This window comes from Allobosea sp. P1_A7 (genome assembly GCF_056406775.1).
Map to the genome: position 1 here is coordinate 1 of NZ_JBFTZN010000276.1, position 7,630 is coordinate 7,630.

The following is a 7,630-nucleotide window of genomic DNA, read 5'->3' on the forward strand; positions in this document are numbered from 1 at the left end:
GACAGAGTCCGAGAAGGGTCGGTTTTACCCCTTCTATCTCGGTCCGGAAGCTGACGTTCGATGAGGCGGTAGCACACGATAACCCTCGCCTTGGCGGCGCAGGTGAAGACCGTCTACGTGCCCTGCCGCCCGTTCCAGCCTATGATTCACAGTGACGCCCGTCGCCTCGCATGGCGCCCGCACGATGCGGCGGGCAGACTCTGCGCGCATCCTGCCGAAGCGATGGGTCCTCGAGCGCACCTTCGGCTGGATGCCCCGGTGGAAGCGCTACGTGCGCGACTACGAGCAACGTCTCGACGTCGCCGAGGCCATGATGGATCGGCCATCCTTGAGCATTCTCAACCGGCCCCCCCAGGCTCTGCCGCTGCTGTAACGCCCGCTCCTGAATAATGGGCGCGCCTCGGGGCACCCTACATGCCCGCGCCCCGCGGCGAGGGGCTGAATGCCGCTCGCGGGCCTCCTGAAGCGCTCCTTGAGCAGGTGACGAGCCTCCTCGCTGGAGCGACCGACCTGCGGATTGTTGACGGTGTTGCAGAGATCCGTGTCGAGCGCACAGTGCCCGAAAGCTCGATTGGCACGATGCGGCGGGTAGACTCCGCGGGCATGATCAGGTCGAGGGCGCTTTGTCGCCCGCCCGCGTTGGAGTCAGCGACCGATTTCGCCGTCTTCACCCTGAATGGCGTCAGGGAACAGCGCCCTGGCCCAAGGAGCAGGATGGGCCAGCGCCCACGTGAAGGCCGTCTACGTGCCTTGCTGCCCGTTCCAGCTCATAGACCCAGCCGGACTCCCATCGCCTCGAACCGCCAGCGCATGGCGGCGATGACGTCGGGAGCGTCGCCATACGCGATGACGAGATCGATGGCCGTGCGCTTGCCAACGCTGGGGTCAAGGGTTGAATCCCATCGCCCGCAGGCGGGCGATGGAAAGGGCGCGCAAGGGGGTATTCGTAGAGTTTCGTTCCGTTTCGCACTACGGCGGCGATCAGCCCCCAAAAATGCTCTATTCCTCCTCGTACGGAATGTTCAGCACCTGCCCGCAGGCCTTGCAGTGCGACGCGTCGGGATCGTGACGGAGCAGGCCGCAGGTCGGGCAGGGGAAGCGCACCTTGTTCGGACGCAGCACCGCCTTGGCCAACCCGAAGAACAGCGTCACGCCGCAGATCATGATGGCGACCGAGATGAGCCGCCCGGTGGTGCCCGACAGCGTGATGTCGCCGAAACCGGTGGTGGTCAGGGCCGTGACGGTGAAATACAGCGCGTCCGCATAGTTTGTGATGTGCGGATTGCTGGCGTGCTGCGTCTCGTAGACGAAGCCGGTCATCACGAACAGGAACACCACGAAATTGGCGACCGCGATGATGATCTCCTCGTTGTCGCGGAAGTACGCCGAGTCGCGACGCAGCCGCGCCAGCAACTGGTAGCTGCGCAGCAGCCGCAAAGTGCGTACGACGCGCAAGAAGCCCGCGCCCTTGCCCACCAGCGGCGCGAGGAATGACGCGATCGCCGCGATGTCGGCCAATGTGGTCGGGCGCAGTAGGTCGCGCAGGCGGTGGCGGCTGATCAGCAGGCGCGCTCCAAAGTCCCCCAGGATGACGAGGCCGAACACGACATCGACCGTCTCGGTGACGGCGTTACCCGGAACGAACGAGGTCGCGACGATGAACAGCAGCGTGACCAGATCGAAAGTGAGCAGCGTGTAGCGGAATCGATGCGCCCGGTCCGAGTCGCCCTCGTAGAGCTCGCGGATCAATATCTGGGCGCGTCGGAACGGCGGCGTGGCGGTCATGGCCATTTTCATCCACTCATTACGCAAGGCGACGTGGCACCGATCTTGCGATTAACGGGCCGATGCGGCGGCACTAGCAGCGTCTGCAATTGTTGACATCACGAATGCAACCAGCGTTGCGATTGCTATCACGATCTTTATTGCTTGCTCCTGTTCCCAGGCCCGTGAAGCCTCATGCTGCGCCGGATCGTCCATCCTTGAGCATTTTCAATCGGACTCCCAGGCTTCCCCGCTGCTGTAACGCCCCTCCAGCGTTTTCCACCCCTGAACAACCGGCGCGGATTCGGGACGGACGCCTCGGGGCACCCTACAGGCCCGCGCCAGCCATAGACGGCCAAGGAAGGCTGTCTCACCGCTTCAGGCTCACAGAACCGGCGATGGGCTGAATGCCGCCCGGGGCCCCCAGAAGCGCTGGTCGCGCAGGCGACGAGCCTCCTCGCCGGAGCGACTGACCTGGGGGATTGTTGACGACGTTGCAGAGATCCGCGCCCGCGCCGTGCAGGAACTTGGCGAGGGCTGGGATCTGCGCCATCCCCAGCGCACGGCGCCTGAAAGCTTCGTTGGCACGAGACGGCGGGCAGACTCTGCGCGCATGATCCGGTCGAGGAGGCTTCACCGCCAGCTTTCGCGCAAGTACGGTCTCACGTCGCCGTTCATGAGTGGTTCGTGGGTGTTCTTCCGTCCCGGAAACATGTTTCCAATTTCCGGAAGCTTTGTTCGCAATTCTCCCGCCTGACAGCTCCATCTGGGCGCGAAGCTCCCCACACCTCGAAGAGCATGTGGAGGCAGGTGGCGAACTCAGACAGGGGGCCTGGCGTGCTTCGTCATGTTGCGGTGCCGGGACTTGGCGATGTTCATCTCTTTCCTGACGCGGGCGAGCGCCCTGGCCAGCGGCGAGCGTGCTTCATCCGATCCCAACGCGCCGGCCAGCACGGCCAGGGCCTTGGCCTCGCCTTCGCTGAAATGGACGATCACCTGGAGCGGGGCATGCGTTCTTGGGGCATGTGTTCTTGGGCGCGTGAGCGTGTCAGACATGACGGCACAGTCCTTGCGTCGTTTCAGAGTCGTTCGCGGGACGTTCCTCCGCACTGGCAACATCCTGCCAGTTACGGACAGCGCTGTTCTTATCTGTTCGCGTCTGTTCCTTGCGGGACCGCTCCCGAGCATATTGGGCCGGATCGCTATCAAGGGCAATCGGGGGCAGCCAAGAGCCCAGGTCCGTTAAGGTACTAGTCGAGCACTACTTGGAAGCCGGTGTCCTTCACCTGGGTCAGGATGCAGGTGAGTGCCACGACACTGATCTCTCTGGGTCGATGGTGTGGACGCAGCTCTCGCCGACTTCGAAAAAGTCAGCGCGATCTGCTGCACGGCGCGCTCCAGGAAGTCCTCGACGGGGGTATTCGACCACATACTGCCGGTCGTCTGGAACTCGCATCCATCGGCTAGGTGCTTGCCGTGCTCGTCAAGCCATTTGATCATCGCCACCCCGTCGCTGAAGCTCGGCGCGACTCCGGCGCTCAACATCACCGTTTCGACCCGGATKACCATGCTCCAGCTCTGGCAGCAACGCGGGCCGCCCCGCCTCATGCCGTAGAGCCCTCAGCTGCGGACGACGCGCCATTTCTGGCTGCGCTTTGGCCGCTCAAAAAAGCGCAGATTCTTGTCTTTCTGCCGCACGACGCGGCGTTCGCAGCCTTCGCAGTTCGTGCCCTTGGCATGGGTGACGATCTTGATCTCGGCGCCGCAGTCGAGACCATCGGCGACGCGGTAGAAGCCGGGAATGCCGAAGAACAAGGTGGAGAGCATCGTCCAGTCAGGCCCTGCGCCGGCGGAACGGCCACTTATTCCTGAAAAACCCGCTGCATCGGTTGCCGACACACCTACTTTTCCCGGACATAGTTCCCCGGGGCATCCTCGATCGGCTCAAGCTCGCCGTCGCCGATCGCCCTCGCAGCCACCCGCTTGCGATCCTTGGCTTCGACCCAGGCTTGCCAGTGGGGCCACCACGAACCCGGATGCTCGTCGGCGGATTCAAGCCACCCCTCGAGCGAGCCATCCGCTGGGCCTCCGGTCCAATGCTGATAGCGGTTTTTCGCGGGCGGGTTGATCACGCCGGCGATGTGCCCCGAGCCAGCCAGCACGAACGTCACCGGACCTCCGAAGCAGCCCGCGCCCGCAAAGACGGATCGTGGTGGGGCGATGTGATCCTCGCGAGCGGCGAGATGGTAGATCGGGATGGTCACCGCGGACAGATCGAGCCTAGTGCCATCGAATTCCATCCGGCCCTCGGAGAGATCGTTCTCGAGGTAGCAGCGCCGGAGATAGAAGCTGTGGTTGGCCGCCGGCATGCGCGTGGAATCCGAATTCCAGTACAGCAGGTCGAAGGGAAGCGGCTCCTGTCCCTTCTGATAGACGTTGACGATGTAGGGCCATATCAGGTCGTTTGAACGCAGGAGATTGAAGATGGTCGCCATTTTGCTGCTGTCGAGGTAACCGCGCTGGGCCATGTCCCGTTCAATCGCTCTGATCTGCTCCTCGTCCGAAAAGACCTTCAGGTCTCCAGCATGCCGGAAGTCCACCTGCGTCGTGAAGAATGTCGCGCTCTTGATCCGCTCGTCGCCCGTCGCGCCCATGTAGGCCAGGGTTGCGGAAAGCAGTGTGCCCCCGACACAGTATCCGACGGCATTCACGGGCTTCTCGCCCGTGGCCTTCTCGACTGCGTCGAGAGCCTCGAGGATGCCCTCGTGCATGTAGTCCTCGAAGGATTTGCCCGCGAGGGTTTCGTCCGGGTTGACCCAGGAGATGATGAAGGTGGTGTGCCCCTGCTCTACGGCCCACTTAACGAAGCTCTTCTCCGGGTTGAGGTCGAGGATATAGAACTTGTTGATCCAGGGCGGCACGATGAGAAGAGGACGCTTGAGTACCTTCTCCGTGGCAGGCTCGTACTGGATCAGTTGCATGAGCGGGTTCTGGTAGACGACCTTTCCGGGCGTGACCGCGAGATTGCGGCCGATCTCGAACTTACTGGGGTCCGTCTGCCTGATCTTGAGCGTCCCGCTCCCGCGCTGGATATCCTCTGCCAGCAACTGCATGCCGCGAACCAGGTTTTCCCCATCCGAAGCGAAGGYTTCTCGCAGGAGTTCAGGGTTGGAAAACACCCAGTTCGAGGGCGCGATCGCATTGACGATTTGCTTTGTATAAAACCGCGCCTTTCGCTCGGTTTCGGCATCAAGTCCTTCCGCCTCGCCGACTAGGCTTTCCGCCCAGTGGGACGTGATCAGGTACGATTGCCTCATCAGGTCGAAATATGGGTTCTCCGTCCATGCAGGATCTTTGAACCGATTGTCCCTGGAGGCGGAAGCAGCCACCTCGCCACCTCCCATGCCCACCGCCTGAAGCAAGGATGAACTCCAGAGGTCGGCGTACGATTGCCAGAGCTTCGTCTGGGCTGCGAACATGGTTCCCGGCTGCGTCATCCACGCCTGTTGAACCTGTGCGAATGTCTTCGCGATCGGCGCGAACTCTTCGGATACGGCGAATTGTGCAGGGGCGCTGATCTGAGGCTGTAGATATGCCGAGACCGCTTTCGCTGTCTCGCCGACAAGTTGAGCCATATTGCTCGCAAAGCGCTGGGGGTCACGGACCTCGAAACCGAAGTTCCGTGCCGTTTTATCCAACTCGGATCCAGCCATGGCCTGTCTCCTCGACCTTCGAAGATGCCAACTGACTACGTGAACAACGCCTACTTCATCGGAGAACCTTTAACAGGGAGCCTCAAAAAGTTGCGAGTATGATGATCATGTTCGCTTCTTGTTTTCCGGGCGAGTGCTTGACCAGGTTCTGTCCCTTTGCGAGGAGGAGGCATGGCGTCTGGCAAGACATTCGATAGCAAATGCATCGCCGCACTTGGGGCGGAGCGGCTCGCCCAAATCCTGTTCGAACTGGCGGAAGGCGATGCAGCGATCAAGAGACGCCTTCGACTGGAACTGGCCAGCAGCGTCGGCGCGGATCAGGTTGCCGGGGAAATTCGCAAGCGACTGGCGACGATAGCCAAATCTCGTTCTTTGATCGACTGGCACAAGATGCACGCTTTTGTGCAGGACCTTGAAGCTCAGCGCCAGGCGATCGTGACCCATGTCGCGCCGAATCAGCCGTCGGAAGCCTTCGATCTGCTCTGGCAGTTCCTGGGGCTGGCGCCGGCTATTCACGAGCGGTGCGACGACAGCAACGGGATAGTTGGCGGCATCATGAGCGAAGCGCTCGAAGATCTGGGGCGAGCGGCGCAGACTGCGAAACCCGCGTCGGACATGCTGGCCGAGAAAGTTTTCGCCGGCGTTTGCGCGAATGGTTACGGGCAATTCGATCAACTCGTCACCCTGATGGCTGGGCCGTTGGGGCAGGAAGGGCTGATGATTCTCAAGGAGAAGTTCGAGGCTCTGGCGGCCGATCCGCCAAAGCCTGTCGGCWAGGGCGAACGGCGCCCGATCGGCTGGTCCTCGTCGCGCGGGGCAATGTATGAGGACGAATTTGCGATCCGTCGTCATGCTCGTCTCGTTCAATCGGCACTGACCGAGATAGCGGATGCTCTGGGCGATGTGGACGGCTATGTCTCGCGGTTTTCCAAGGAAGAGCAGGCCAATCCCGCGATTGCTGCCGGGATGGCAGAGCGGTTGCTGGCTGCGGGCCGGGCCGGCGACGCGATGGCAGCGCTCACGAAGGCGGAAACGCTGCGGAAGACGAGCGGGTATTGGCCCGATTGGGACCGGGTTCGGATCCATACGCTGGATGCCTTGGGGCGGGTGGACGAGGCACAGCGTGTGCGCTGGTCTCTTTTCGAGAAACTGCTGCATGCGGATTATTTGAAAGCTTACCTCAAGCGGCTGCCGGATTTTGATAACGACGAAGCCGAGGAGCGTGCCTTTGCTCATGCCGGGACGTTCGCGGATTTTCATCAGGGGCTGGGTTTTCTGATCGAGTGGCCMGCGCCTGAGGYCGCAGCGAAAWTGATCCTCGCTCGCCATTCCGAACTTGACGGCGATCACTACGGCCGTCTGACGGACGCGGCCGAGGCGCTTGAGGTAAAATACCCGTTGGCTACGACTTTGGCGCTAAGAGCGATGATCGACTTCGCGCTCGATAAGGCCCGCGCCAAGCGTTATCCCCACGCGGCCCGGCACCTGCATACCTGTGCTGAGCTTGTAAGACGGATCGAAGATTACAACGGGCATACCGATCACGATACCTACGTTGCGACGCTCAAGGCGAAGCATGGCCGCAATAGCGGTTTCTGGGACGCGCGATGATCCCTGTGCTCGGGGGATGATGCCGAGCCGGCGATGCCGGTTTTGGTCTGACGATCAGCGCGGCAGAGTTTGCTGCGTTGTCGATCTGGCGTCTGAAGCGGTCCGTTCCGCGGCAGGGCGTCGAGTTCTCATCTGCGCTCTACGCCACGGTCGGGTACTCGGATCGGTCTCAATGGCCACTCGCATGCCTAAACGGCCCGCTTGGCATCAAAGTGAGTTGGTAGCGCAGCCTGCCTAAAAGTTGYGAGCGTTCCGAATTCCATTGCTAAAGAAGGCGCCGCGAGCGGTGAACCTCTAAAGGGCGATTTCGTTGCCGGTCGGCGGCGGTATCTTCCGCTCCCGAACCATCGTTAGCGAACCTTCGACGCCGCACGTGGGATTCTGATGGCCTGGGCGACCGCTGCGGCGATCTTCTGCGCTACGCCACTTTCGAGATCGATGATGTTCCCGGAATGCAGGTCGGCCTCGTAAACAGCGGACCAGCGAATGGCGGCCGTTTCTCCATCTACGAGCCGGCTGGTTATTCTGAGCTTGTTATCGGC

At 61.8% G+C, this 7,630-nt stretch carries 6 protein-coding genes and 1 pseudogene; 2 read left to right on the forward strand and 5 right to left on the reverse strand.

The features are described 5' to 3' along the window. Positions 1-151: 151 nt before the first annotated feature. Positions 152-373: a hypothetical protein gene (locus tag AC1D34_RS30800; protein ID WP_476826274.1), complete on the forward strand. Its 222-nt coding sequence runs from the start codon at positions 152-154 to the stop codon at positions 371-373. Between the two features lie 626 nt (positions 374-999). Here the strand turns inward: AC1D34_RS30800 and AC1D34_RS30805 are convergent. From AC1D34_RS30805 to AC1D34_RS30820, 4 genes are all read right to left on the reverse strand, one after another. Beyond that, positions 1,000-1,785 carry a potassium channel family protein gene (locus tag AC1D34_RS30805; RefSeq protein WP_441509157.1) on the reverse strand — a complete coding sequence of 262 codons (786 nt, stop codon included), beginning with the start codon at positions 1,783-1,785 and terminating at the stop codon, positions 1,000-1,002. 798 nt (positions 1,786-2,583) lie between these two features. Next, positions 2,584-2,820, reverse strand: coding sequence for a hypothetical protein (locus AC1D34_RS30810; protein WP_441509158.1), 237 nt, complete (start codon positions 2,818-2,820; stop codon positions 2,584-2,586). Positions 2,821-3,384: 564 nt separating this feature from the next. Further along, positions 3,385-3,591, reverse strand: coding sequence for a hypothetical protein (locus tag AC1D34_RS30815; protein WP_441509117.1), 207 nt, complete (start codon positions 3,589-3,591; stop codon positions 3,385-3,387). Between the two features lie 74 nt (positions 3,592-3,665). Then, a complete protein-coding gene (locus AC1D34_RS30820; RefSeq protein WP_476826272.1) occupies positions 3,666-5,477 on the reverse strand; it encodes a PHA/PHB synthase family protein in 1,812 nt (603 codons plus the stop codon). 171 nt (positions 5,478-5,648) lie between these two features. Between AC1D34_RS30820 and AC1D34_RS30825 the strand changes: the two genes are divergently transcribed. Continuing rightward, a complete protein-coding gene (locus tag AC1D34_RS30825; protein WP_476826273.1) occupies positions 5,649-7,088 on the forward strand; it encodes a DUF6880 family protein in 1,440 nt (479 codons plus the stop codon). A 350-nt stretch (positions 7,089-7,438) separates the two neighbouring features. Here AC1D34_RS30825 and AC1D34_RS30830 read toward each other — a convergent pair. Beyond that, a pseudogene (locus AC1D34_RS30830) lies at positions 7,439-7,630 on the reverse strand (adenylate cyclase); the annotation flags it as partial.